Source organism: Streptomyces sp. NBC_00659 (assembly GCF_036226925.1).
Lineage (GTDB): Bacteria > Actinomycetota > Actinomycetes > Streptomycetales > Streptomycetaceae > Streptomyces.
This window is the reverse complement of record NZ_CP109031.1, coordinates 3,514,042-3,539,392: the sequence shown is the minus strand read 5'-3', so window position 1 is coordinate 3,539,392 and position 25,351 is coordinate 3,514,042. Positions and strand designations below refer to the sequence as shown.

At 70.7% G+C, this 25,351-nt stretch carries 18 protein-coding genes; 12 read left to right on the top strand and 6 right to left on the bottom strand.

All coding sequences use genetic code 11. The features are described from left to right. Positions 1–502 precede the first annotated feature (502 nt). From OG410_RS15260 to OG410_RS15250, 3 genes are all read left to right on the top strand, one after another. Entirely contained in the window at positions 503–1,927 is a 1,425-nt protein-coding gene (locus OG410_RS15260) for an APC family permease (RefSeq protein ID WP_329299641.1), read from the top strand. A gap of 362 nt (positions 1,928–2,289) precedes the next feature. Next, positions 2,290–3,654, top strand: coding sequence for a glutamate decarboxylase (locus OG410_RS15255; RefSeq protein ID WP_329299640.1), 1,365 nt, complete (start codon positions 2,290–2,292; stop codon positions 3,652–3,654). A 281-nt stretch (positions 3,655–3,935) separates the two neighbouring features. Then, complete coding sequence (locus tag OG410_RS15250; RefSeq protein WP_329299639.1) at positions 3,936–5,921, top strand: hypothetical protein; 1,986 nt, start codon at positions 3,936–3,938, stop codon at positions 5,919–5,921. Between the two features lie 91 nt (positions 5,922–6,012). Here OG410_RS15250 and OG410_RS15245 read toward each other — a convergent pair whose 3' ends face one another. Then, entirely contained in the window at positions 6,013–6,483 is a 471-nt protein-coding gene (locus tag OG410_RS15245; protein WP_329299638.1) for a VOC family protein, read from the bottom strand. A gap of 100 nt (positions 6,484–6,583) precedes the next feature. After that, positions 6,584–7,297, bottom strand: a complete 714-nt coding sequence (locus tag OG410_RS15240; RefSeq protein ID WP_329299636.1) for a hypothetical protein — start codon at positions 7,295–7,297, stop codon at positions 6,584–6,586. Positions 7,298–7,494: 197 nt separating this feature from the next. Between OG410_RS15240 and OG410_RS15235 the strand changes: the two genes are divergently transcribed. Continuing rightward, on the top strand, positions 7,495–8,019 hold the full coding sequence (locus OG410_RS15235; RefSeq protein ID WP_329299635.1) for a potassium channel family protein: 525 nt from the start codon (positions 7,495–7,497) through the stop codon (positions 8,017–8,019). 33 nt (positions 8,020–8,052) lie between these two features. On the opposite strand, the gene OG410_RS15230 is transcribed toward OG410_RS15235, so the two are convergent. Both OG410_RS15230 and OG410_RS15225 read right to left on the bottom strand, forming a co-directional pair. Further along, positions 8,053–9,483, bottom strand: coding sequence for a DUF2252 domain-containing protein (locus OG410_RS15230; protein WP_329299634.1), 1,431 nt, complete (start codon positions 9,481–9,483; stop codon positions 8,053–8,055). A gap of 114 nt (positions 9,484–9,597) precedes the next feature. After that, positions 9,598–9,924, bottom strand: coding sequence for a carboxymuconolactone decarboxylase (locus tag OG410_RS15225; RefSeq protein WP_329299633.1), 327 nt, complete (start codon positions 9,922–9,924; stop codon positions 9,598–9,600). A 409-nt stretch (positions 9,925–10,333) separates the two neighbouring features. Here OG410_RS15225 and OG410_RS15220 point away from each other — a divergent pair, with 409 nt between their 5' ends. After that, positions 10,334–11,674, top strand: a complete 1,341-nt coding sequence (locus OG410_RS15220; protein ID WP_329299632.1) for a hypothetical protein — start codon at positions 10,334–10,336, stop codon at positions 11,672–11,674. Positions 11,675–11,805: 131 nt separating this feature from the next. Here OG410_RS15220 and OG410_RS15215 read toward each other — a convergent pair whose 3' ends face one another. After that, positions 11,806–11,979, bottom strand: coding sequence for a hypothetical protein (locus OG410_RS15215; RefSeq protein WP_326787821.1), 174 nt, complete (start codon positions 11,977–11,979; stop codon positions 11,806–11,808). A 226-nt stretch (positions 11,980–12,205) separates the two neighbouring features. Then, the gene (locus tag OG410_RS15210) at positions 12,206–12,937 is read right to left on the bottom strand and encodes a hypothetical protein (RefSeq protein ID WP_329299631.1); all 732 of its coding nucleotides are present in this window, start codon (positions 12,935–12,937) and stop codon (positions 12,206–12,208) included. Between the two features lie 327 nt (positions 12,938–13,264). Here OG410_RS15210 and OG410_RS15205 point away from each other — a divergent pair, with 327 nt between their 5' ends. The 7 genes from OG410_RS15205 (at position 13,265) to OG410_RS15175 (ending at position 25,344) form a co-directional block, all read left to right on the top strand. After that, on the top strand, positions 13,265–14,494 hold the full coding sequence (locus OG410_RS15205; RefSeq protein WP_329299630.1) for a hypothetical protein: 1,230 nt from the start codon (positions 13,265–13,267) through the stop codon (positions 14,492–14,494). Positions 14,495–14,542: 48 nt separating this feature from the next. Then, on the top strand, positions 14,543–15,331 hold the full coding sequence (locus OG410_RS15200; protein WP_329299629.1) for a TIGR03936 family radical SAM-associated protein: 789 nt from the start codon (positions 14,543–14,545) through the stop codon (positions 15,329–15,331). Positions 15,332–15,593: 262 nt separating this feature from the next. Then, positions 15,594–19,556, top strand: a complete 3,963-nt coding sequence (locus OG410_RS15195; protein ID WP_329299628.1) for an Rne/Rng family ribonuclease — start codon at positions 15,594–15,596, stop codon at positions 19,554–19,556. 401 nt (positions 19,557–19,957) lie between these two features. Next, positions 19,958–21,073 carry a DegT/DnrJ/EryC1/StrS family aminotransferase gene (locus tag OG410_RS15190; protein ID WP_329299627.1) on the top strand — a complete coding sequence of 372 codons (1,116 nt, stop codon included), beginning with the start codon at positions 19,958–19,960 and terminating at the stop codon, positions 21,071–21,073. Then, entirely contained in the window at positions 21,070–22,095 is a 1,026-nt protein-coding gene (locus OG410_RS15185; protein ID WP_329299626.1) for a Gfo/Idh/MocA family protein, read from the top strand. The genes OG410_RS15190 and OG410_RS15185 overlap by 4 nt, the downstream gene beginning before the upstream one ends. Next, positions 22,085–23,668 (top strand): glycosyltransferase family 4 protein, encoded by a 1,584-nt coding sequence (locus tag OG410_RS15180; RefSeq protein WP_329299625.1) that lies wholly within the window; start codon positions 22,085–22,087, stop codon positions 23,666–23,668. The genes OG410_RS15185 and OG410_RS15180 overlap by 11 nt, the downstream gene beginning before the upstream one ends. Continuing rightward, positions 23,665–25,344 carry a glycosyltransferase family 2 protein gene (locus OG410_RS15175; RefSeq protein ID WP_329299624.1) on the top strand — a complete coding sequence of 560 codons (1,680 nt, stop codon included), beginning with the start codon at positions 23,665–23,667 and terminating at the stop codon, positions 25,342–25,344. Before OG410_RS15180 ends, OG410_RS15175 begins: the two co-directional genes overlap by 4 nt. Positions 25,345–25,351: the final 7 nt, after the last annotated feature.

The following is a 25,351-nucleotide window of genomic DNA, read 5'->3' as shown; positions in this document are numbered from 1 at the left end:
TGCGGGTGAATTACGCCCTTGCGGGGGCGAGTGAGGACGAGGTGGGGGCTCGCTCGCCGCGGTCGGCGCTTCGCCCTCGCCCCTTTGCGCCGGCGGAGTCCTCCCGGAGGCCGTAGCCGGGCCCTGGAGTCACTGCGGGAATCGTGTCCGAGATGGAGTGGGTCTGAGGGCAGCCCGGGTGCTGCCGTGCGACCGAGACCTATTGAGCCCCCTTCCTTGATCGGGAGGGGGCTCGTCGGCTCTTGTCTCCGCCCCGGCCGCGCAGCATGGGCACCAGGTTGAGCCGGACGTGAAACGCGTACCCGGCATACGTGTTCCGCTTGCGGGTGACCAGCTGCCCTGACGTGTCGCACAGGGAGGAGACGTGACACGGATGGTGAAGATGGGGCACCGGCCGTGACACGTGCAGGGGCATGGTCGGGCGGCCCCGATGGAAGGTGTGGTGGCTGAGGTGGCCGAAGGTCCGACGGAAACTCAGGCGGGCGAGCATGCAGACACTTCCGTGGAGCTCGGGGGCTACCAGCAGGAGTTGAAACGGACGCTCGGCTCCTTTCAGGTGTTCGCGATCTCGTTCGCCTTCATCTCGGTGGCCGTCGGCATCTTCGCGACCTATGACGACGTCCTGCAGACTGCGGGACCGGTCGGGATCTGGCTCTGGCTCATCGCGGCGGTGGGGCAGGTCCTGGTGGCGTTGGTGGTCGCGCAGCTCGCCGCCCGCATCCCGCTCAGCGGCTCCTCCTACCAATGGGCGTCACGGTTGACCAACCCGAAGATCGGCTGGGGGTTCGGTTGGCTCGCCTTCTGCTATCTGGCGATCGGCGTGGTCGCGGTCGACAACGCGCTGGCCAGCCAGGCGTTCATGCCGCTCGCCGGCATCGAGCCGGACGAGGGCACTGCGCGCCTGATCACGGTCGTGGTGCTGCTCATCCAGGCCCTGCTCGCGGTGGCCTCGACCCGCATCGTCAGCCTGATCAACACAGCCGCGGTGGGAATCGAACTGGCACTGGTCGTGGTGGTGGCGATCGCGCTCACCATCGCCGTGGCGGTCACGGGTGACGGTGCGGCCGGCAACCTCGTCTCGCGCGGTGTCACCGAGAACGCCCCCGACTACTTCGCCGTCGGTGGCGGGCTGATGCTCGCGATGATCATGGGTCTCGCCACGCTCGTCGGCTTCGACGCCGCGGCGAACCTGGCCGAGGAGGCCAAGGATCCCCATCGCAGCGTCCCCCGCGCGATCGTCGGATCGGTGGTGGCGGCCGGATTGCTGGGAATGCTGTTCCTGATCGCGCTCACCGTCGCGATCGACGACATCCCCCGGGTCACCGCCAACGGCTCACCGGTCGCGGCGATCATGCGCGATCAGCTCGGTCCTGTGATGGAGAAGACGCTGCTGGTCGCGATCACGTTCGCGTTCTTCGGTGCCGGGATGGTCGTGATGGTCGCGTGCTCGCGAATGATTTTCGCGATGTCGCGGGACTCACGCTTCCCTGCCCACCAGCTGATGCGACGCGTCAATCCACGCACGCAGACGCCGATCCCGGCGACGGTCCTGATCTTCGCCCTGGGGGTCGTCCTGATGGTCGCCCTACCGGGTGCCGCGCTGCTGGAGCTGATCACGGCGTCGACGATCCTCCCCGCGGTCACCTACGGCTCGACGGTCGTCCTCTACTTGGCGGTGCGCAAACGGCTGGACCGCAAGAAGGGCGCGTTCGACCTCGGGCGCTTCGAGCTGCCCGTCGCGATCTGCGCGCTGGTGTGGACGCTCGTGGCACTGTTCGTGCTGGTGGCACCCCGGGAAGCGCTCGTCTCCGTCGTGATCGTGGTCGGCCTGCTCGTCGCGGGCGGGCTGTTCCTGCTCTTCATGCTGAAATTCGACCGCGAGGTGCTGGAGACCGAGCCCGGAGACCTGAGTGCCTTCAAGCATTGATCTTCCGAACAGAGGCAGTGGACGCAGTCCTGTTGGCGTCCGTCCCCAGGTGGGGGCGACCAACGGCTACGGTCCCGGTCCGGGCCGGTCGCACGGCCTGTCCCCGCAGGGCCATCCGCAACTCGACTGACGTGCGCCTCAGGGACCAGTCCCGCGACACCGCTGGTCGACGCGCTGGACGGCGGCCACGTACGACCCCGGTCCGCGCAGTCGTGCGAGATGGTCCGTCGTGCCGGGCAGGGAGGGCCACGGTCGTCCCGCCGGGTGGCGGAGGTTTCAACGGGGCCGACAGTTGGTTCGCGGCCGCACCGGTGCGGCGTGTCCGTCGTCGCGGCGGGCTCCGCCGCTGTTTGAATCGCAGCATGAGCAAGCGTGACGATTCGGCCCTTTTCGGTAACCGGTTCCTGACCGCGCCCGCCCCCTCGAAAACCTTCCCCGACGAGGGCATGGCCGCGACGGACGCAATGAGGCTGCTGGACGCGGACCTTGCGATGGAGGGTGACCCGCAGCGCAACCTCGCCACGTTCGTGACCACCTGGATGGAGCCGGAGGCTCAGCGGATCATCGCCGAGAACCTCCACCGCAATTTCATCGACCACGCGGAGTACCCGATCTCCGCCGAGATCGAGCAGCGTTGCGTGCGCATGCTCGCCGACCTCTTCCACGCGCCGGGCGACACGACCGGGTGCCGGACCCAGGGCTCCTCCGAAGCGATCATGCTCGGAGCCCTGTCGCTGAAGTGGAAGTGGCGGGAGCGCCGCCAGGCGGCCAATCTGCCGGTCGACCGGCCCAACCTGGTCTTCGGCGGGGACGTCCATGTCGTGTGGGAGAAGTTCTGCCGCTACTTCGACGTCGAACCGCGGATCATTCCGCTCGCCGAGGACAAGTACACCATCGGCCCGGAGGACGTGGAGCCCCACCTCGACGAGAACACGATCGGTGTCGTCGCCGTTCTCGGCACCACGTTCACCGGCCACAAGGACGACATCGTCGGGATCGACAAGCTCCTGCGGGACGTCCGCAAGAAGCGGGACCTCGACATCCCGATCCACGTCGACGGCGCCAGCGGCGCGTTCGTGTGGCCTTTCCTCTACCCGGACTCCAAGTGGGACTTCCGTCTGGAGCAGGTCCGCTCGATCAACGTCTCAGGACACAAGTACGGCCTGGTCTACCCCGGCATCGGCTGGCTGGTCTTCCGCGAGGAGTCCGACCTCGCCCAGCACCTCGTGTTCCAGGAGAACTACCTGGGCAAGACCGACGCGACGTTCACGCTGAACTTCTCCACCGGCGCGTCGATGGTGCTCGCGCAGTACTACAACTTCGTCCGGCTCGGTCGTCAGGGCTACACGTACGTCATGAAGATGATGCAGGAGAACGCCCACGCACTGGCGGACAACCTGCGCAGCGGCGGTCGCTTCGAAGTGATCGGCGGCGACCTCGAACAGCTGCCGCTGGTCGCTTTCCGTCTCGCGGGCAAGCACGCCTACGACGAGTCCGACGTGGCCTGGCAGCTCTCGGCCGAGCGCGGCTGGATGGTGCCGGCGTACACGCTCCCGCCCAACGCGGAGCGGGTGAAGATCATGCGTGCCCTGGTCAAGGAGACGCTGAGCCGCGAGCAGATCGACCGCCTGGGCCAGGACATCGCCGACGCGTGCCGGACTCTGGACGACAAGGGCGCGACCCACGAGATCGAGCGGGGCCAGGTCAAGCGCGGCACCGGTTACTGACGCACCTCCGCCTCCGCCCCCGGTCGCACACACCTGCCGGCTCCGAGGGTGTGGCGGGGGCGGGCGAGAAGGCCCGTACCGGCCCGCCCACTCATCTGCCGCGCGTGGAGTGCCCACCGCACGAGGCGAACGTAGCGTGCCCGTATGAGCGCGACACGTAGCTGTCAGGTCGGAAGTGGTGGCGTCTTCCGGAGGCCTGGGCTACCGGTCCGACGCATGCTCGGCCGACCTGGGCGCGGTCCGGGCCGGCCGTTCGGCGTGGGGCGGGTGGTGTTCCCGTGATGAAGAAGATCCTGGCCGGGCTCGGGATCGTGCTGGTTCTGCAGAGCCTCTTCGCGCTCTGTCTGGTCAGTTCGCTGCAACTGCTCGTGCTGCGCAACGCCCCGGTCGGCGTGACCGGACCGTCCCTGGTCGTGAAGGCGGTGACATCGAAGGTCTCCCTCCAGACGCTCAGCTACCAGGACGAGTCCGCCGTGCTCGACGCGATCGGCCAGGGCAAGCTCTACGGCGCCTATCTGCCCGGCCTCCGGAGCGACACGCTGATCGTCGTCCCGGCCAAGAGCTTCTTCGGCCGCGTCGAACTGGAAGCCGCCTTCGGGGACGCGGCCAAGAAGCTCCACAGGCCCCTGACGGTCAAGACCGTCAAGCCGCTGCCGAAGAGCGACCGACTCGGCGGGGTCTCCGGACTGCTCCTGATCCCGCTGCTCATCGGCGGCTATCTCGCCGCGGTCCTGGTGCTCAAAGCGACCAGAACGGCCGCCGCGCCCTGGCATGTGGCGATGCTCCTCGGCTACTCGACCGTCGGCGCCGTACTGACCGACCTGATCGCAGGGCCGGGCATCGGCGCCTACGAGAACAGCCACTTCTGGCCGCTCCTCCCCTGCTTCATCCTGATCGCCGCCTCCGTCACCCTCGCCGCCGCGGCCTTCCAACGTCTGGTCGGACCGCTGGGCACCCTCCTGGTGGCGACCCTGTTCATCATCGTGGGCGGCTCGGCCGCCGGCGGGGTCGGGCTCTTCCTGCTGCCCGTCTACTGGCAGCACATCGGCGCCGTCTTCCCGCCCCAGCAAGCCGTCACCCTGCTGCGCAGCGTCCTCTACTTCGACGGCAACAACATCACCACGCCGCTCATCGTCCTCGGTCTGTACGCGCTGGCCGGGGGCGTCGTCATCGGGTTTCTGGGCCGCTGGCGACCCGTCAGGAAGGTCGGGGGGAAAGCTCCCTCCCACCGGGCGGACTCGACCCCCGCGGCATCCTCCGGGCGCCCTGTCGTGGCCGTCCTGGCGGCTCTGGCCGTCGCCGCGGTGATGCAGTGCCTGTTCACCGCGAACTACATGAGCTCCGCCCATGAGCCCGTCGCGACCGACCTGCCGATCGGTGCCACCGGAGCGTCCCCGATCCTGAACTCGGCCCGCAAGAACCTCTCCCTCAAGGTCACCCAGTACCCCGACGAAACCGCCGTGAAAGACGCGATCGACCAGGCCAAGATCTACGGCGCGATCATCCCCGGAACGACATCGAACACGCTCCTCGTCGTCCCCACCCTCAGCGATGTCGCCCCCCTCGACCTGGCGGGCAACTTCGAGGAAGCCGCGAAGAAGCTGCGACAGCCCCTCCACGTCGAGCAGTACGCGCCCCATCCACTGGCGAAGAAGGACCCCTTCGGCCTGGTCGAGTCGATGATGCTCGTCCCGCTGCTCGTCGGCGGCTACATGGCCGCGACCATGCTGAGAGCCACGACGGGGACCTCCGTCGGACGCTGGCGCCTGCCCGCACTCGCCGGATTCGCCGTCCTCGCCGCGCTGCTGGTCAACCTCGTCGTCTGCACCTGGCTCAAGGGCTACCCGGCCCAGAAGTTCTGGATCGTCTGGCCCATCCTCGCCCTGGTCATCGCGGCGGTCGCCCTCGTCGCCGCCGTCCTGCAAAAACTCCTCGGCGCCGCCGGAACCCTCGTGACCGTCGTCGTGGTCATGCTCTTCGGTAACCCGTCCTCCGGTGGAGCCAACGGAGTCCCGTACCTGCCGGCGTTCTGGCGCGCCATCGGCCCGTACCTGCCACCGCGCAACGCCTACATCCTGCTCCGCAACACGATCTACTTCGACGGCCACGGCACCACACAGGCCCTGATCATCCTGCTTCTCTACCTGGTCGTCCCCGCCGTGGCCCTCGTCCTGCTCTACCGCTTCCGCACACCGGACAGCCCCGTGACCCCGGAGACCGAGGCCGAAGCGACCGCGTTGACCGTCCCTGTGGGCGGCCTGCCGTAACTCTGCGGCCTTTGAGCCCCTCCCCGTCCGGGAGGGGCTCTCGGTGTGGCGGTCGGCCGCACGACGACGCGGACGTGCGGAACGCGGTGGGTCAGGCGGGGGCGTCGGCGTCCTGAGCGGAGGCCGCGAACTCCTCGGGGCCCTGCTCCGCCGCCGCCGGGTCCATCCACATGACCTGCCAGCCGTGGCCGTCGAGGTCGTAGAAGCTGCGTGAGTACATGAAGCCGTAGTCCTCCGCGCCGTCCGCCTCGGAGCCGCCCGCCGCGAGCGCGGCGGCACTGACCGTATCGACCTCGTCGCGGGACGACACGCTGAAGCAGTACAGCGCCAGCGTGTGCGTGGTGGGATCGGCCATCGGCAGCTTCGCGAACTCCGCGAACTTCTCGCGGCTGAGCAGCATGACGAAGGCGTCCTCGCCGACCAGCATGCAGGCGGAGCTCTCGTCGGTGAACTTCGGGTTGAAGCCGAACCCGAGCTCGGCGAAGAACGCCTTGCTGAGCTTCAGGTCCGCTACGGGGATGTTCACGAACAGCATGCGGCCGGGGTGTGCGGGACGGGTCATGGCGGGCCTCCAGGCGGTGGTTCGATGGGCGTACGTCCTGGTAGACCGGCGCGGCCGGCGGAACTCATCGGTGGATCGCGGCCAGGTCGAGGCCGCTCGCCTATTTCGTCACCGGCGGAGGCGGAGGCGCGGCCTCGGGCACGGTCAGGGCGGACGGTGCCAGTACCCAGAGCAGCGCCCGGCCGGTCAGGGGTGTCGTGGCGATCAGGGTCAGGTAGATCTCGACGAGCGATCCGTCGCCGGTGAGGACGTCGAGGTCATTGGTCAGGAGGCCCAGCAGGTAGATGACGGCGTCGACGATCAGCCAGGAGGCCAGGTTGGCTCCGATCCACCAGGCCCAGCGTCCGGTGACCTTGCGGAGCACCATGGACTGCGACAGGCCGAGCAGGGGGCCGAGGGCCAGGCTCTGGCTGGCGGCCAGCAGGTAGGTCGTCGACACGTCACCGTCGGTGTCCTGGGCGCTGATCACCGCGGGCATGATCACGAGGAGCCAGGCCAGCAGCGCCGGGCCGATGTTGGCGGTGATCCACACCTTGCGGGGGAGGGGGACCCGCTGCTGGACGACCAGCCATTGCAGCGCTCCCAGAACACCCCCGAACAGGATGGCCCCGAGGGTGGCGATCAGGAGTGCCACCAGGACGTGGCCGCTGGCGAGATCGAGGTGGAGGGCGTCACTGCCGAGCAGCGCCAGGACGAAACCGGCGGTCAGGACGGTGACGAAGGCGATCGTGTTGTAGCCGATCCACTGCCAGTACAGGCGGGTGTTCCACCCGCTCGCGGAGGACGTCGCCGGGCCGGTACCGGAAGCGGGCATCGTCCATTCCTCCGGTGTCGGCGGCCCCCTCCGCGGCGGATCTCCTCAGTCTGTTCCCGGGCGGGCAGCGTGTCCACACGAGCCATTTCGGTGAGTTTGTGGTGCGCCGTCCGTACGGCACCGGGACCGCTCGGGGAGAGTGGCTGTCCAGGAGCCGGCCGGGGTCGTACGGCATCGGGTGCGTCCGAGGGGGGATCGTGGACAGGAAGCGGCGCAGCGGACGTCGTACGGTCGTGCTCACGACGGTGCGGTGCGTCCTGGTCGCGGCCGCCCTGGTCGCCGCCTATTACCTGCTGCCGCTGGACTCGGCCTTCACGGCGACGTCCGTCCTCGTGCTCCTCGGCGGGCTGGTGGCGGTGGCGCTGCTCATGGGGTGGCAGGTGCGCGGGATCGTGAGTTCCGAGCGCCCCAGGCTGCGTGCCATGGCCGCTTTGGCGACGGCACTTCCCCTGTTCCTGCTGCTCTTCGCCACGACCGACTACCTGCTGGATCGCAGCGCACCGGGCAGTTTCAGCGAAGCGATGTCGAGGACCGACGCCCTCTACTTCACGATGACCGTGTTCAGCACGGTCGGATTCGGCGACATCAGCCCGCGCAGCGAGCCGGCCCGCCTCCTTGTCACGGGACAGATCACGGCCAACCTTCTGCTGCTCGGCGTGGCCGCCCGGGTCCTGGTGAACGCGGTCGAAGAGGGCCGGCGGGCGCAGGGCGGAGCGGAATAGCCGGACGGCCGCGCCGGGCGTCCTAGGGGTCGGTCAGTCGGCTGGAACGTCCTCCGCGGGCAGTCGTCCCGCCTTCACCGCGTCGACGAGTGCCTGGTGGTCGCGCTCGTTCTGGTCGGCGTACGCCTCCGCGAAGGTGACGAGGGCCCGGTCGAAGGAGTCCTTCTTTCCCAGGTAGGAGGCGATCGCGATCCGGTCGCCGGACCGTGCGTGCGCGCGGGCGAGGGTGAGGCCGCAGACGCCGCCGAAGGTCTCCAGCTGAAGGGGCGACATCGTCTCCGGCATCGCGATGCCCTTCCAGTCGCGCAGTTGCCGGATGTAGAAGTCGCGACGCTTGCCGTCGATCCCGTCCACCCGTTCCCAGCCGAGGAAGATGTCGCTCGCCGCCTGCATCAACCGCTGTCCCGCGACCACGCGTTCGCCCTGGTTGCGGTACTGGCTGGCCCCTACGTGGTCGGCGAGGACGGAGGTGTCGGCTTCCTTGGCCTGCAGGAACAGCGGGTCCCGGCCGTCCCGTCCGAGGAGCAGGACGATCCAGCACCGGGTCCCGACGCTGCCGACTCCGACCACCTTGCGGGCGACGTCCGCGAGTTGGTAGTCGTCCAGGAGGAAGCGCCGGTCGGACGGCAGCGTGGTCCCGTACCGCTCGATGATTCCTCGGAACTGGCGCTCCAGCGCGGCGCGTTCGGCGTCGGGCATCAGGTCGGCGATGGGGACCAGCAGCGGAGGATCCGGCGCGATCCTCGGTCGGCCGTCGACCTGGCGGGTGAGTTTGTCGAAGACCTGCACGGTGTCGCGCGAGCGGGCCTTCGTCAGAGCGCGGTCGAGCTTCTTCTGGCCGCTCTTGCGGAGCTGGTCCGTCGTGAGGTCCTTGAGGCGCTCGGCGTCGATCTTCGCGTACCAGACGTCGAGGTTGCTCATCCCGGCGAAACGGATCATCGCTTCGCGGTACGAGCGCACGGTGCCGCTCACGATCCGGGCACGCTCGGCGTCGTCGAAGCCGTTCGCCCGGCCGGCGATGACGAAGCTCGCCGACAGCCGCTTGACGTCCCACTCCCAGGGACCCGGCAGGGTCTCGTCGAAGTCGTTGATGTCGAACATCAACTTCCGCTCCGGCGAGGCCAGGAGCCGGAAGTTGAGCAGATGGGCGTCTCCGCACAACTGGGCGTTGATGCCTGAGACGGGACTGCCTGCCAGGTCGGACGCCATGATCGCCGCGGCGCCCCGGTAGAAGCGGAACGGGGACTCGGTCATCCGGCTGTACCGGATCGGCACCAACTCCTGCACCCGGGCCGCGGACTGCCCCTCCAGGATCGCCAGCGGGTCCGGTCTCTTCGGACCGGGCCTGTACACCGCGTGCTCCGACCGTGGACAGCGGCGACGCGCCTCCTTGCCGAGTGCCACGCGCTCCTCGGGGGTCGCGTGAGGCGACGTACGCATCGCCGTGGTCGCGTGCTTGGGCATGGGCGGCTCTCCTGTCTGGCTCTGCTGCCCCCGGGGACCACGGCGTCGGAGTGCTGCCGTGGTCCCCTCACCTGGTGTGCCGTGCCGATCGGCTGTTCCTGGTGGCGTCGGTTCTCAGCCCTGCTCTTCGATCTCGGCTTCGGCGACGGCGATGGCGATGCCGAGTGCCGCCGTGATGTTGCCCGCTGCCGTCATGACGCGGGCCGTGCCCACGATGGGGGCGATGGCGACCAGCACGTCCTGCAACTGGGCCGAGGTGATGCCTGTTTCCATGGCGGGGCCGATATGGGCCATGTAGGAGATCGGCGGAGCGTCCGAGGCGGCCAGGGCCGCGATACGCGTGAGCAGCAGCATGTCCGGGGCCAGCCCGCAACGTTCGATCGAGTCGACCGTCATCGCGGCGAGCGTGTCCAGGACAGGGGTTTCCGACGCAGTGGCCATGTCTGGGTGCCTTCCGGTGGACTTCCGGCGCCGGTGGGCAACGGTGGCGGAGCATCGAGCATCCGCGAGCGCCGGGTTCTCCTCAACGGTAGATCCGTCCCAGGTGCCCCGCATGGCGGCGCGGATCGCCCCCGGTCAGCGCAGGCGCCGCGGGCCGGGCACGGACAGATCGGCCGCCATGGGGTCGGAAGCGCGGGCCCCGACGACTACCGGGCGTCGGCGGCCCGGCCACCCCCCTTGCCAAAGGCCACCCCACTTGCCCGGCCACCCCACTTGCCCAGCCATCTCTTTTGCCCGGCCCCCTCTTGCCAGGCCGCCCTCTAGCCCGTACGGCCCGTCTGGGCGTGCCGTCTCGCCGTGCAGCGACGGAAATGGAGGCAGGCCGCCCCCGATGAGCCCCGGAGCATCCATGACCAGCCCCCGCGATCCGTCCGAGCCCGACGCAGCCCCGGAGAAGGACGCGAGTGATGCGGTGGGGAGTGGACACAAAGGCGGCTCGACGGCTGCGCGGATCGCCAGGAACACCGCTTCCGCGGTGCTCATCGTCCTCACCTGCATCCTCGTACCGATCGCGCTGCTCACCGTGTGGGTGCACGACATCGCGCTGGACACCGACCGGTACGTGGCGACGGTCTCCCCGCTGGCCTCCGACCCCGCGATCGAGGACGCGGCGATCAAGCGCATCACCCATGCCGCCGCCGTGCGGGTCGACGGCAACCAGGCGGCCTCCGACATCGCCGCGTGGCTCCAGTCGCAGGGCCTGCCTCCGAAGGCCGCAGAGGCCGTGAAGGGGCTCGGTCCCCAGCTCGACTCCGCGGTCACCGACACCGTTCAGAAGGTGGCCACGCGCTTCGTGCGGAGCGACCGCTTCGAGAAGATCTGGACGGGCGCCAACCGCGAGGCCCACGCCGCGCTCGTACACGCGCTGACCGGCCAGGGCCGGGGCGCCATCGGCGTGAACGGCGGAACGGTCACCCTGAACGTCGGCGAAGCCGTCGACCAGGTCAAAAAGTCGCTCGTGGACGCCGGCCTGTCCCCGGCGGCCGCCATCCCCGACGTCGACAAACAGATGGTGCTCCTCCAGTCCGACCAACTGGAGAAGATCCGCGGCGGAGCTCATCTGCTGGACGTGATCGGGAACTGGTTCCCCGTGATCGTCGTGCTGATCGGCGCCGCCGGGGTGCTGCTGGCCCACCGGCGCCGACGAGCCCTGGCCCGTACGGCGCTCGGCGCGGCCTTCGCCTGCCTGATCGTGGCCATCGTCCTGGTCGTCGCCCGCCGCTACTACCTGGACCACCTCCCCGCCCAGGTCCAGTCGGAGGCCGCCGCGGCAGCGGTCTTCGACACGCTGCTCCACTTCCTGAAGGTCAGCCTCCGCACGGCGATCGTGCTCGGCGTCGTCATCGCGCTCGGCGCCTACCTCATCGGTCCCGGGCGGCTGCCGGTCGCGGTCCGCGGCACGTCCGAGCGCGCCGCGGACTCCGCGGCCCAGTGGGCGTACGCCCATCAGGTCCGCACCGGCCGGGCCGGAACCTGGACCCAGGCGCACCGTCACTGGATCGCCCTGGCCGCGCTGCTGATCGTCGCCCTGGTCTTCGCCCTCTGGAACCACCCCACGGTCCTGACGATCCTGCTGCTCGTCCTCATCCTCCTGGCCCTGCTCGCGCTCCTCGCGCTCCTCGCGGCCTCCGGGCGCGCCACGACCGAGGCGGAGGAGACCGCGCCGCCGGCGCCCGAAGGCGGTCGATGAACGGTCGGCCACACCGGTCACCGCTCGGCGGGTGGAACCCGTCACCGGCATGGTCCGCACGATCGCGGAGGCCGAACGGGGCCTCCTCCGGGCCCGGCGACCGGTCCGAGGCATCACGAGCGGCGGAGCCGTCAGCGGTCGAAGGTTCCCTTGGCCTGTTCCTTCGTGCCGCGCATCCTGCCCCGTGTCTCCAGTGCGGCGCCCTTTGCCGCGAGGGTTTCCTTGTGCAGCGCGTGGGCCGCCTTTCGCACGGTCCTGCCGACGACCTGTTCCGCCTTTGCCTTGGCCCGTTCTCCGGCACTCATCGCAGTACCTCCGCACATCTCAACGGCCGGGTTCCCCGGTGGCAGGCGGGAAAACCGGACCACGCCGGTTCGCCGGTGAGGCCGGGACATCAGGGTGGGCGGCTTCGTCGTGCCGGACCGGCCCGCTTCCGGGGGCCTCGGGGGAGTGACCGCCGGCCGGGCATGCCGCGAGGGGTGTCCGAGCCGGCGCCGGTCGCCCGCCCTCGGACACCCCTCCGCGTGTCGGTCATGCCCCGCCGTTGAGGGCGTCGGGCGTCGGCTGCCGGGCGACCAGGATCCAGGGCTTGGGAAGGCCCGTGCGGTCGGCGCAGTTCAGCGTCGCGGGGTGGGTGGTGGTGAACGCGACGCAGGCGGCTTCCCAGACCTGACCGGTGGTGGTGATGACGTCGAACTTGATGCGCTTCACCGTCTCGGACCGGTTGTGCGCGTTGACCGTGACGTCGCAGGGCAGGCCGGCCGCACCGCCCGCGGGATAGTCGGGACGGGCGCTGAGGTCGGTCCACAGGAGGGTCTGCTGCTCGCCCGCCCGCTGGTCGCGGATGCCCGCGTACGTCCTTCCGCCGGTCAGCGCGAGACGGATCTCGAAGTCCGCCGATTCCTGCGCGGCGTCGATCCCGACGCAGGGGCCCGTCGGGCCCACCGGGCCGGTCTCGCCCTGGGGACCGGTCGCGCCGGTCGCGCCGGTGGCTCCGGTCTGGCCGGGCGGGCCCTGGGGTCCGGCGGGCCCGGTCGCGCCCCTGGGGCCTCTCGGGCCCCTGCACGGGCGGTGCGGTCTGCATCCGTCGCTGCCGTCCGGGGCCGCCGCCGTGCGATCGGACGGGGTGAGGTCCGCCGGTGTCGCGGGGCCGACCACGCCCGACGCCGTCACCAGCGCCAGCGAGGCGACCACACCCGCCCTCTTGAACCGGCCGCGGGCCGGCGGGCCCAGCAGGCGGGCGGTCCGGGACTCGGGATTCATACGGGGGCGCTCCTTGCGTCGATCGGTGGGAAATTCCGGAAGCCGATCGCGAGCTTTACCTGTCGACGCCGGTCGGACCGGCGCATTCCGCAGAACTCGCCATATATATCATCAGATCAGCTCAATTCGGGAACGTCTGGTGACTCCGGCTCAACTGTCAGCCGGTGATCCGAAGTTGGACTTGCCGTGCCCGGGGGTCTGCTCGGCAGGGCGAAGGCGTCGGTGTGCCACGGAGCGCCGACACGCAGAGTGCCGATACGCAGAGTGCCGATATGGCGAGTGCTGATATGTCGCATCCAATGTGGCGGCCGGTGCGTCTATGCGGGTATGGATCTGGAAAAGCCGTCCGCCGCCCCGCCCGGTACGCAGGCCGAGGGATGTCTGGCCGTCGCGATCCGCCTTCCGGTGCGGATCGTGGTGCTCGTCCTCGTCGTGCCGGTGCGGATGGTGTGGGACGCGCTCGTCGTCGGCGGAAGGTTTCTTCGGGACACGCTGCTCCGGCCGCTGGGACGAGCGCTCGGGCAGGCTCTCGGGTGGGTGGGACGGGCGCTGTTCGTCTGGCCCTGGGTGGCGCTGTGGCGCTACGTCGCCCTCCCGCTCGGCCGCGTACTGGCCCGGCTCGGAGAGGTGCTGCTCGTCGTGCCCGCGGTCTGGCTGTACCGCACGGTCCTGACCCCGGTCGGGCATGCCCTCGCCTGGGCGGCCCGGGGGACCGGTGCCCTGCTCGCTCTGGTGTTCACGGGGGCACTGGCCGCGTTCATGTGGTTCGTCGGCGGCGTCCTGACCGCACTCGACTGGGTCCTCGGTGGTGTCGAGGCCGCGTGTGGCTGGGTGTACGCGCGGCTGCTCACGCCCCTCGGGCACGCGGTCGCCTGGCTGCTCAAGGGCGTCGGCATGGTCCTCGCGGCCGTCGCGATCGGGGTGTACACCGTCCTCGCCCGGCTGGTGCGGTACCTGCTCGTGGTTCCCGCCCTGTGGCTGTACGCCTGGGTCCTGGCCCCCGTCGGCAGGGCCGTCGCCTTCCTCGCCGACCGGTTCGTACGGCTCGTACGGATGATCTTCGGGGGCATCGGTACCGCGCTCTACTGGACCGCCCGCATCCTGCTGGTGCTTCCCGCTCTCGCCGTGTGGCGCTGGATCCTCGTGCCCGTCGGGCGGGCCCTCGCCGTCGTGGCCAGGGAGATCGGCGAGGCCCTCGGGCACGCCTGGCGGATCGCCGGGTACGTCTCGCTCGCCGTCGGACGGTTCCTCGCGCGTCTCTTCCGGTGGACTTTCGTCGAACCGGCGCGCTGGGCGTACCGGACCGTGCTGACACCGGTCGGGCACGCCGTGCGCGATCTGGTGCTGAAGCCCGTGGCCGAGGCGGCGCGCGGGATCCGGCGGACGGCGCGGCAGGCTCTGGAAGCCGCCCGGGACAGTGCGCGGCAGGCCCGCGCCGACTTCCGGCGGATGCTCTTCGGAACGCCCCCGGAACCACAGCCGGTCGCCCGGCGGGAACCAGCGGCGCCCGACACACGTACTCTAGGTAGCAGTACGACCGCACTCATGAAGGACTGAGCGACACTGGGCAAGCGACAGCCCGAAGGCCCGCCGCCCGCACCCGCGGTGCAGCGCATCCGACTGCGCTACACCAAGCGCGGCCGCCTCCGGTTCACCAGCCACCGTGACTTCCAGCGCGCCTTCGAGCGTGCCCTCCGCCGTGCCGCCGTACCCATGGCGTACTCGGCCGGGTTCACGCCGCATCCGAAGGTGTCGTACGCCAATGCCGCACCCACCGGCACCGGCAGCGAGGCGGAGTACCTGGAGATCGCGCTCACCGCGAAGCGCGACCCCGAGAAGCTGCGCGAGCTCCTCGACGAGTCGATGCCCCAGGGGCTCGACATCATCGAGGCGGTCGAGGCCAGCGTCTCGGGTCTCGCCGACCGGCTCACCGCTTCCGTGTGGGAGATGCGCCTCGACGGCGTGGACCCGGCGGACGCGGAGCGCGCGGTGGAGGCCTTCAATACGGCCGAGACCGTGGAGGTCAGCCGCAAGACCAAGAACGGCATGCGGACGTTCGACGCCCGCGGTGCCGTGGCAAGCCTCCAATCGACCTCCGAGACGGACAGTCCACAGGCTGATAGGCCGACCGACCAGCCCTGTGCGATACTGCGGCTGGTTGTTCGGCACGTGACGCCTGCCGTTCGACCCGACGACGTCCTGTCCGGTCTTAGCGCCGTGGCCGACCTGGCGCCGCCGGTCGCCGCAGCGGTGACCAGGCTGGCGCAGGGGCTGTTCGATGAAGAGACCGGCACGGTGACCGACCCGCTCGCGCCCGACCGCGAGGCAGTCGCAGCCGCCCCAGCCGATCGCGCAGGGGCCGCCGAAACTGCCGCCGCGAAGGCGTCGGCGTAAGGAAGGTCCCGCGTAAGGACCGATGTCGTAGCGTCGCCCTCGTATCCGGGAGCCACCTGGGTCGGGCAGCGCACCGACCTTAAAGACTTTCGCCAGGCCGTACGCACACATGGCGTACGGAACCGGCGAGACAGGACAAAGAGAGCTCCCGTGCGGCGCCCGCGCCCCGGACGGCGGCACCGCGCATCGCGCGAGCCGCGGACGTCACCGGCATCGCCGGACCAGGCGCGGCGCCCGGGAGCCTGACGGGAGATCCACCCGCATGCTCGAGCCGACCGAACCCACCGAGGGTTCCGACAACAACACACCCAGCGACACCCTGCCGCCGCGGCGCCGCCGCCGTGCGGCGTCGCGCCCCGCCGGTCCGCCGACCGCCGCCACCGAGGCCGCGGCCGAGACCACCGCGCCGGCCATACCGGCCGTGGCGTCCGCCGACCTCGCGGCCGAGGAGGCCCCGGCCGAGGTCGAGGCCGCCGCCACCGCGGCTTCCGACGACGCCGCACCGCGCCGTACGCGCCGTCGTGCCACCCGTCGTGTCTCCGCTCCCGCCGGAGCGCCCGAGACGGACGGGACCGCCGAGACCGTCGAGCCCGCCGCCGTCGCCGAGCCCGAGAACCGGCCCGTCGAGGAGGCCCCGGCCGCGGTCGAGGAGACCGCGCCCGCCGGCCGTACGCGCCGTCGCGCCACCCGCCGGGCCTCCGCGCCCGCCGGAGCGCCCGCCGCGGCCGAGGCCGCCGAGGTCGTGACGACCGCCGAGCCGGTGGCCGCCCCCGCCACCGCGGAAGCCGAGCCCGAGGCACCCGCCGCCGAGCCCGCCGCCGAGGAGGCCGCCCCGCGCCGCACGACCCGCCGTCGTGCCACCCGCCGGGTCTCCGCGCCCGCCGGAGCGCCCGAGGGCGACACCGCCGACGAGCGTGTGGAGGCGCCCGTGAGCAGCGAGAGCAAGTCCGAGGAGACCGCGCAGCCGCAGGCCGTCGAGCCCGCGCAGACCGAGCCCGCGCAGACCGAGGCCGCGCAGACCGAGGACGGCGGCCCGCGCCGTAGCCGTCGCCGTGCCACCCGCAAGGCCGCCGTCGGTTTCTCCGCGCCCGCGCCGAAGGAGACCGAGGGGTCCTCGCGGCGCCCGGCCCGTCCGGCCGTCGCCGTGTTCCAGGCGCCGGTGTTCACCGAGCCGATGTTCCAGACGCCCGAGCGCGCCGCCGCCGCGGCTGCCGCCGAGGCGGCCGAGGCCGCTGAGGCTCCCGAACCGGCCGAGACCGTCCAGGAGCCGGCCGTCGGCCGCAGGCGCCGGCGTCGCCGGGGCTTCGAGGACGAGCCGCAGGCCGTGACCGAGGAGACGCAGGAGCCGGTCGAGGACACGGAGCCCGTCGAGGACGCGGAGCCCGTCGAGGACGCGGAATCCGCCGAGGACGCGGAGGACGCCGTCGAGGGTGACGAGGGCGAGGAGGAGTCCGCGGGCTCCCGTCGCCGTCGCCGTCGCGGTGGCCGCCGTCGCCGTCGCGGCGAGTCCGCCGAGTCGGACGCGGACAGCGAGGCCGGTGAGGACGACTACGCCGCCGAGCAGGCCGCGCAGGACGCCGAGGACACCGCGGAGCAGGCCGAGGAGGACGCCGAGGAGGACGACGAGCGCGAGGAGTCGGGCGGCTCCAGCAGCAGCCGTCGCCGTCGTCGCCGCCGTCGTCGCGCCGGTGACTCCGGTGGCGAGGCCGAGCAGCCCGGCGAGAACGACCCCGAGCGCACCGTCGTCAAGGTCCGCGAACCGCGCGGCAGGCGCGAGGAGCAGCCCTCGGACGAGGTGCAGTCCATCAAGGGCTCGACCCGTCTCGAGGCGAAGAAGCAGCGCCGCCGCGAGGGCCGCGAGCAGGGCCGCCGCCGTGTTCCGATCATCACGGAGGCCGAGTTCCTGGCCCGCCGCGAGGCCGTCGAGCGGGTGATGGTCGTCCGCCAGAGCGGTGAGCGCACCCAGATCGGTGTCCTCGAGGACGACGTGCTCGTCGAGCATTACGTCAACAAGGAGCAGGCGACCTCGTACGTCGGCAACGTCTACCTGGGCAAGGTCCAGAACGTGCTGCCGTCGATGGAGGCCGCGTTCATCGACATCGGCAAGGGCCGCAACGCGGTGCTCTACGCCGGTGAGGTCAACTTCGAGGCGCTCGGCATGGCTCACGGGCCGCGCCGGATCGAGGCCGCCCTCAAGTCCGGCCAGTCGGTCCTGGTGCAGGTCACCAAGGACCCGATCGGTCACAAGGGCGCCCGTCTGACCAGCCAGGTCTCCCTCCCGGGCCGGTACCTCGTGTACGTGCCCGAGGGCTCGATGACCGGCATCAGCCGCAAGCTGCCCGACACCGAGCGCGCGCGTCTGAAGACCATCCTCAAGAAGATCGTCCCCGAGGACGCGGGCGTCATCGTGCGCACCGCCGCCGAGGGCGCGAGCGAGGACGAGCTGCGCCGTGACGTCGAACGTCTCCAGGCGCAGTGGGAGGACATCGAGAAGAAGGCGAAGAGCGGCAACGCCCCGACCCTCCTCTACGGCGAGCCGGACATGACCGTCCGCGTCGTCCGCGACATCTTCAACGAGGACTTCTCCAAGGTCATCGTCAGCGGTGGCGAGGCGTGGGAGACCGTCCACGGCTACGTCTCCCACGTGGCGCCCGACCTGACCGACCGGCTGTCGAAGTGGACCTCCGAGGTCGACGTCTTCGCCACGTACCGGATCGACGAGCAGCTCATGAAGGCGCTGGACCGCAAGGTCTGGCTGCCCAGCGGCGGCTCGCTGGTGATCGACAAGACCGAGGCCATGATCGTGGTCGACGTCAACACCGGAAAGTTCACCGGCCAGGGCGGCAACCTCGAGGAGACCGTCACCAGGAACAACCTGGAGGCGGCCGAGGAGATCGTGCGTCAGCTGCGGCTGCGCGACCTCGGCGGCATCGTCGTCATCGACTTCATCGACATGGTCCTGGAGTCCAACCGGGACCTGGTGCTGCGGCGCCTGCTCGAATGCCTGGGCCGTGACCGTACGAAGCATCAGGTGGCCGAGGTGACCTCGCTGGGCCTCGTGCAGATGACCCGCAAGCGGGTGGGCCAGGGTCTGCTGGAGTCCTTCTCCGAGACCTGTGTCCACTGCAACGGCCGCGGTGTCATCGTCCACATGGAGCAGCCGACGTCCGTCGGTGGCGGCGGCAAGCGCAAGAAGCGCGGCCGTGGCGGTGCCGAGCAGGTCCAGGACCACGACCACGACCACGAGCACGAGGTGGCCGAGGAGCTGGAGACCGAGATCGAGACCGAGGCGGAGGTGGCCGCCGAGGTCGCCGCGCCCGTCGCTCTGGTCGAGACCGAGTTCCAGCCGGACGAGGAGTTCTACGGCAGTGCCGCCGAGGCGGAGGCCGCAGCCACCCGTGGCCGCTCGCGGCGCCGTGCCTCCCGGCGCGCGTCCGCTCCCGCCGGTGCGCCGAAGACCGAGGAGCGCGCTCCCCGGACCAGGCGCGAGGAGCGCGCCGAGCGCGCCGCCGTCCGGTCCCGTGAGGCCGTCGAGGCCGAGCCGTTCGCGGCCGAGGACCCGGTCGTCGAGGCGCCGGCCGCCGAGCAGCCGGTGTCCGAGCAGCCGGTCGTCGAGGCTCCGGCCGAGACGGTCGAGGCCCCCGTGGCCGCCGTGGCGGAGGCCGAGGCCGCTCCCCAGGGCCGTACGCGCCGTCGTGCGACCCGCAAGGTGTCGGCGCCGGCCGGTTCGCCCAGGTCGGCCGAGGAGGCCGTCGTGACGGTCACGGAGCCGGTCGCGGCGCCCGTCGCCGAGGCCCCCGCGCAGACCGCCGACGAGACGGAGACGGCGCTCGAGCCGGTGGCCGAGGCCCCCGCCGAGAGCGCCGCGCCGGCCCGCCCGCGCCGCCGTGCCGTGCGCAAGGCCACCGCGCCCACCGCGTCCGCCGAGGCGGCCGTCGTGGTCGTCCCGTCGGCCGCCGCGGAGCCGGTCGCCGAGCCCGAGGTCGAGCCGGAGGCCGTCGAGGCCGACGCCGAGGCCCCGGCCGCCAAGAAGACGGCCGCCCGCAAGACGGCCAAGAAGGTGACGGCGAAGAAGGCCGCCGCCACGAAGGCCGTGGCGGCCAAGAAGACGGTCGCCAAGAAGGCCACGGCCAAGAAGGCGACCGCGAAGAAGGCGGCCGTCAAGAAGTCCACGGTGGCCGCCGAGCAGACGGCGGCGTCTGTCTCGGCGACGACAGAGGACTGACCTCCGGATCGCATACCGAAGCGCGGGACACCGGCAGGCCGGTGTCCCGCGCTTCGTCGTTCCTCGCGTGTCACCGGCTGCTTCGCCGCAGCTGGTGCGGGGTGCGGTCACTCCCGGTGAACCCTGTGACTGGCAGCACGCCAACTTGGGGTTTCCCTTTCGTAACCATGAGGAAAGGCTTTGCACTTCTGCTGGTAATCTGACCGCGGACTCGGCTGCTGGTGACATACGGCCGTAGACCACGCGAGATACCCCAGGGGGCAGGGTCTTGCGGGAAGCGATCGCCGACGCAAGACGCCGGTGGACTTCCAGGGATGCGGACGTGCTGGCTCGACACCGTTCCTTCCCGGCCCATGCACAAAGTGGTGCGCCCTAGAGGTCGCTGATGAAAGGGAATGTCGATGACCGACGCCCATGAGTTGATACCCGCCGCAAGGCCCGTGATCGGCGAAGAGGAGATCGAGGCCGCGGTGCGCGTACTGCGCAGCGGCCGGGTCGTGCAGGGCCCCGAGGTTGCCGCCTTCGAGGCGGAGTTCTCGGACGTGGTGGACAGGCGGCACTGCGCCGCGGTCAACTCCGGTACCTCCGCGCTGCACCTGACGCTGCTCGCTCTGGGCGTCGGCCCGGGCGACGAGGTCATCGTGCCGTCGTTCTCCTTCGCCGCCTCCGCCAACGCGGTGCGGCTGGTCGGCGCCGACGTGGTCTTCGCCGACATCGAGGCGGACAGCTTCTGTCTGGACCCGGCCGCGGTCGAGGCGGCCATCACGCCGCGCACCGCCGCGATCATGCCGGTCCATCTCTACGGCCACCCCGCCGCCATGGACAAGATCATGGCGATCGCCGAGCGGCACGGGCTCGCCGTGGTCGAGGACGCCTGCCAGGCGCACGCGGCCGCCCTGCACGGAACGCCGGTCGGCGCCTTCGGCAGCGCGGGAACGTTCAGCTTCTACCCGACCAAGAACATGCACAGCCTCGAGGGCGGCATGGTCACCACCGCCGACGCGGAGATCGCCCGCACCCTGCGGCTGCTGCGTAACCAGGGCATGGAGCAGCGCTACGCCAACGAGATCGTCGGCGCCAACGTCCGTATGACGGACGTCTCCGCCGCCATCGGCCGGGTGCAGCTCGCGAAGCTCCACGGCTGGACCGAGCAGCGCATCGCCAACGCCGCGTACCTGACGGAGCACATCAGCGCGCCGTCCGTGGTCACGCCGAGCGTCGCCGAGGGCGCGCGTCACGTCTTCCACCAGTACACCGTGCGGGTCCGGGGCGACCGCGACGCCGCCATGGCGAGCCTGACCGAGGCCGGCATCGGCAACGCCGTGTACTACCCGACGCCGATCCACCGGCTGAAGCCGTACTGGGAGCCGGACCAGAAGGCCGGCCGCACCTGGGACCTGCCCGAGACGGAGCGCGCGGCCGCCGAGGTCGTCTCGCTGCCCGTCCACCCGGGTCTGTCCGCCGGGGACCTGGAGCGCATCGTGTCCGCCGTGAACGCGCTGGGGGCCCAGCTGTGAGCAGCGGGAAGAAGCTGCGGGCCGGCCTCGTCGGTCTCGGCTCCATGGGGCGTCACCACGCCCGTGTCCTGTCCGGGCTGGAGGGCGTCGACTTCGTCGCCGTCGTCGACCCGATGGGCGACAAGTTCGGCGCCGCCCAGGGCGCGCCGGTCCTCGACACCGTCGAGCAGCTCATCGCTCTCGGCATCGACTACGCCGTCGTGGCCTGTCCCACGGCGCTGCACGAGCCGGTCGGCATGCAGCTCGCCGAGGCCGGTGTCTGCGCGCTGATCGAGAAGCCGGTCGCCGACACCGTGGCGGGCGCACACCGTCTCGTCGAGGCGTTCGAGTCGCGCGGCCTGGTGGCCGGCGTCGGCCACATCGAGCGGTGCAACCCGGCGCTGCGCTCGCTGCGCGCCCGGCTGGAGGCCGGCGAGCTCGGCGACGTCTACCAGGTCGTCACCCGCCGCCAGGGTCCCTTCCCGCACCGCATCGCGGACGTCGGCGTGGTCAAGGACCTCGCCACCCACGACATCGACCTCACCGGCTGGGTGACCGGGCGCGAGTACGTCTCCATCGCCGCGCACACCGTCTCCAAGAGCGGCCGCGAGCACGAGGACATGGTCTCCGCGGTCGGCCGCCTCGACGACGGCACGATGGTCAACCACCTGGTCAACTGGCTGAGCCCGCTCAAGGAGCGCTTCACGTCGGTCACCGGCGAGCGCGGCTGCTTCATAGCCGACACGCTCACCGCCGACCTGACGTTCCACTCCAACGCCGCGATTTCCACGGAGTGGGAGGCACTCCAGGCCTTCCGCGGTGTCTCCGAGGGCGACATGATCCGTTACGCCATCCCGAAGCGCGAGCCGCTCCTCGTCGAACACGAGCTGTTCCGCGACGCCGTGCTCGGCAAGCCGGCCGACATCTGCACCCTGCGCCAGGGCACGCGGACGGTGGAAGTGGCGGCGGCTGTGCTGGAGTCGGCGTTGGAAAACCGCAGCGTTTCGCTTCTTTCGGAGGACCTGGCCATCCATGGCAGCTGAGAACAACAAGTCGACGAACCGGCCCGTGCGCGGGCGGATCGTGATGCTCGTCGACAACGGGGTCAACGGCGATTCGCGCGTGCAGAAGGAGGCCAGGTCGGCCGCCGAAGCGGGCTGGGACGTCGTACTGCTGGGCAAGGCCAAGGGGAAGAAGGAACAGACCTGGCAGATCGGTGACGCCGAGGTCCGGCTCCTGCCGGTGCCCGGTCCGATGTCCCGCCGACGCCACGAGTACCGGCGTGCCGTGCTGCGCGCCCCGCTGGCGTACCGGCCCGGTCCGCTGGCCGCGTACCGGCGTCAGAAGATCAAGGCCAGGCGTGCCGACCTCAACATCCGGCTGATCCTCGCCAAGCAGGAGGGTTCGGCCCTCGGCCGGCTGAGGCTCCTGGCGCCCCGCTTCCTGGCCCGCTTCCTGTACTCCTGGGTGAAACTGCGCCACCGCAGCACCCTGGCGCTGGAGAAGCGGCGCAAGGACATGGACTCCGCTCTGGACAGGTTCACCACCGCCTTCTGGAAGAAGACCATGGGCACCCGCGCCTGGCGCAGGCTCGACCCTCATCTCTGGGACTACGAGCTCGCGTACGGCAAGGTCATCGACGAGCTGAAGCCCGACCTCGTCCACGCCAACGACTTCCGCATGCTGGGTGTCGGAGCCCGCGCCACGCTGCGCGCCCGCGCCAAGGGCCGGAAGGTCAAGCTCGTCTGGGACGCCCACGAGTTCCTGCCCGGAATCAAGCCGTGGAGTTCGCACCCGCGCTGGCACGTCGCCCAGTGCGCCCACGAGCTGGAGTACTCGCGGCACGCCGACGCCGTGACGACGGTCTCGGACACCCTTGCCGGGATGCTCCAGGAGCGGCACGGTCTCAAGGCCCGCCCCACCGTCGTCCTCAACGCGCCCGACGGCGAGGTCGCGCCGGAGCAGGCGGCCGAGCCCGTTCCGGACCTGCGGGAGCTGTGCGGCATCGGACACGATGTGCCCCTGACCGTCTACAGCGGTGCCGCCGCTCCGCAGCGCGGCCTCGACACGATGGTCGAGTCGCTGCCGCAGCTGCCCGACGTGCACACCGCGTTCGTCGTGCTCAACACCGAATCCGAGTACATGCGGGCCCTTCGGGCGCGGGCGGAGGAGCTGGGCGTCGGCGACCGGCTGCACATCCTGCCGTACGTGCCGCACTACCAGGTCGTGCGTTTCCTCGCGGCCGCGGACCTCGGGGTCATCCCGATCCACCACTGGCCGAACCACGAGATCGCGCTCATCACCAAGTTCTTCGAGTACTCCCACGCCCGGCTGCCGCTGGTGGTCAGCGACGTGAAGACGATGGGCTCCATGGTCGAGCAGACCCGCCAGGGCGAGGTGTTCCGGGCCGAGGACGTGGAGGACTACGTCCGCGCGGTGAAGTCCGTTCTGGGCGACGCCGAGCGCTACCGGAGCGTCTACGACAAGCCGGGGCTCCTCGACCAGTGGACCTGGGAGGCCCAGGCCGACGTGCTGGACGAGGTCTACAGCGGGCTGCTGCCCGGCAGCGGGGCCCGGCAGGTGGCCGAGCGGAGACCGGCGGAGGCGCGGATATGAGTGGCACACCCGACGTCAGCGTCGTCGTCGCGGTCTACAACACCATGCCCTATCTGACGGAGTGTCTGAACTCCCTGATCGGGCAGAGCATCGGCCGCGACAGGCTGGAGATCGTCGCGGTCGACGACGGCTCCACCGACGACAGCGGTGCCGAACTCGACCGCTTCGCGGAGCGGTACCCGGGCACCGTCAAGGTGCTTCACCAGGCCAACTCCGGTGGCCCGGCCGCCCCCAGCAACCGTGCGCTGGACGTCGCCACGGGCCGCTACGTCTACTTCATCGGCTCCGACGACCACCTCGGCGAGGAAGCGCTGGAGCGCATGGTGGCCTGCGCCGACGAGCACGGCTCCGACGTCGTCGTCGGCAAGATGGTCGGAACGAACGGCCGGTACGTCCACCAGGCTCTCTACAAGGAGAACAACCCGGACGTCGGCCTCGCCGACTCCGCCCTGCCGTGGACGCTCGCCAACACCAAGCTGTTCCGGCGCGAGATGGTCGAACAGCACAAGCTGCGCTTCCCCGAGCACCTGCCCGTGGGCAGTGACCAGCCGTTCACCATCGAGGCCTGCGTGCGTGCGCGGAAGATCTCCGTGGTGGCCGACTACACCTGCTACTACGCGGTGAAGCGGGGCGACGCCAGCAACATCACCTACCGCGCCGACCATCTGGCGCGGCTGCAGTGCGCGGTGGAGATCATGGACTTCACGGCCGGTCTCCTCGAGGCGGGCCCGGAGCGCGACGCCGTACTGCGCCGGCACTTCACCTGGGAAGTGGCCAAGCTCGTCCAGGACGACTTCCCCGCGCTCGACCGCGAACTCCAGCGCGACCTCTGCGCGGGCGTCGCGCGGCTCGCCGACGCCTACCTCACCGACGGCATCCGCGACGCCATGGATGTCAAGCGCCGGGTGCGCATCTGCCTGGCCCAGGCGGGCGCGGTCGACGAACTGTGCGAGGCGATCGCCTCGGAGAAGGCGAACGGAGCGCCGCCGTTCGTCGTCGAGGGCGAGCGCGCCTACGCCCGCTACCCGGGCTTCCGCGATCCCCGCATCGGACTGTCCGACCGCTGCTACGAGCTCGTCGGGGAAGCGGTTCCCGGCCGCCTCGCCAAGGGCACCGAACTGCTCGCCTCCACCTGGGAGCAGGCGGACGACAAGATCACGTACACGGCCACCCTGCGGCTGCCGGTCCTCGGCGAAGTCGACGGAGCCGTCCTGCGCCTCGCCCAGGGCGCCATGCCGAAGTCGGCGGACAAGCCCGGAGCCAGAAGCCTTCCGGAGGGCCACGAACTCCCCGCTCCTGTGGGTGAGTTCACGACCGAACTCGCCGATGACGGCACAGCCACGGTGCTGCACGCGCGCATCCCGCTGGAGCGGCGCTCGGTCAAACTGGGTGTCCGGGTCTACCTCGACGTCGCCGGTTCGACGTACGAGATCCCCGTGCGCGGCAAGGGCAAGCCCATGCCGCTGGCCCGCCGCTGGGGTGCCTATGAGGACCCGTACTACGCGCGGGCGACGGTGAACCCCAAGGGCCGCGTGGTGATCACCACGGGTCCCCTGCACTCGCCGAAGCGGTCGCTGGTCGCGAAGGCGAAGTCGGCCCTCGCCCGGCGACTGAAAACCCGATCCGCCGGCCCGAAGCCGAGCGGTTCCCCCACGAGCCGTTCGAAAAGGAAGTAGCGACCGT

Coding starts and splice junctions, on each gene's coding strand:
- OG410_RS15255 (WP_329299640.1), top strand. CDS start 2,290: ATGAGCAAGCGTGACGATTCGGCCCTTTTCGGTAACCGGTTCCTGACC.
- OG410_RS15250 (WP_329299639.1), top strand. CDS start 3,936: ATGAAGAAGATCCTGGCCGGGCTCGGGATCGTGCTGGTTCTGCAGAGC.
- OG410_RS15245 (WP_329299638.1), bottom strand. CDS start 6,483: ATGACCCGTCCCGCACACCCCGGCCGCATGCTGTTCGTGAACATCCCC.
- OG410_RS15240 (WP_329299636.1), bottom strand. CDS start 7,297: ATGCCCGCTTCCGGTACCGGCCCGGCGACGTCCTCCGCGAGCGGGTGG.
- OG410_RS15230 (WP_329299634.1), bottom strand. CDS start 9,483: ATGCCCAAGCACGCGACCACGGCGATGCGTACGTCGCCTCACGCGACC.
- OG410_RS15225 (WP_329299633.1), bottom strand. CDS start 9,924: ATGGCCACTGCGTCGGAAACCCCTGTCCTGGACACGCTCGCCGCGATG.
- OG410_RS15220 (WP_329299632.1), top strand. CDS start 10,334: ATGACCAGCCCCCGCGATCCGTCCGAGCCCGACGCAGCCCCGGAGAAG.
- OG410_RS15215 (WP_326787821.1), bottom strand. CDS start 11,979: ATGAGTGCCGGAGAACGGGCCAAGGCAAAGGCGGAACAGGTCGTCGGC.
- OG410_RS15210 (WP_329299631.1), bottom strand. CDS start 12,937: ATGAATCCCGAGTCCCGGACCGCCCGCCTGCTGGGCCCGCCGGCCCGC.
- OG410_RS15205 (WP_329299630.1), top strand. CDS start 13,265: ATGGATCTGGAAAAGCCGTCCGCCGCCCCGCCCGGTACGCAGGCCGAG.
- OG410_RS15195 (WP_329299628.1), top strand. CDS start 15,594: ATGCTCGAGCCGACCGAACCCACCGAGGGTTCCGACAACAACACACCC.
- OG410_RS15190 (WP_329299627.1), top strand. CDS start 19,958: ATGACCGACGCCCATGAGTTGATACCCGCCGCAAGGCCCGTGATCGGC.
- OG410_RS15180 (WP_329299625.1), top strand. CDS start 22,085: ATGGCAGCTGAGAACAACAAGTCGACGAACCGGCCCGTGCGCGGGCGG.
- OG410_RS15175 (WP_329299624.1), top strand. CDS start 23,665: ATGAGTGGCACACCCGACGTCAGCGTCGTCGTCGCGGTCTACAACACC.